Origin of the sequence: Pseudomonas sp. 43(2021) (assembly GCF_017490805.1) — a bacterium.
Taxonomy (GTDB): domain Bacteria; phylum Pseudomonadota; class Gammaproteobacteria; order Pseudomonadales; family Pseudomonadaceae; genus Aquipseudomonas.
Map to the genome: position 1 here is coordinate 1 of NZ_JAFGYJ010000654.1, position 239 is coordinate 239.

The window sequence follows — 239 nt, forward strand, 5'->3', positions numbered from 1 at the left end:
ACCCCTTCGGTCACCGAAGGCGGCGAGATCACCTACACCATCACGCTGACCAACAAAGACGGTCTGCCGATCAACAGCCACTCGGCTCTGACCTTCACCCTGAGCGACGGCAAGACCGTTATCACCGTGCCGGCCAACGGCACGACTGGTTCGGTCACCGTCACTGCCCCGGACAACGTCTACACCGGCGCCAACGACCCTGTGGTCAAATCGATCGGTTCGGTCACTGGCGCTGACGT

Annotated in this window: 1 protein-coding gene; it reads left to right on the forward strand. The window is 61.9% G+C overall.

Annotated features, from left to right (window positions below):
- Positions 1-239, forward strand: a 239-nt coding sequence (locus J5M71_RS29150) for an immunoglobulin-like domain-containing protein (protein ID WP_207839164.1), incomplete at both ends; no start/stop codon positions are given.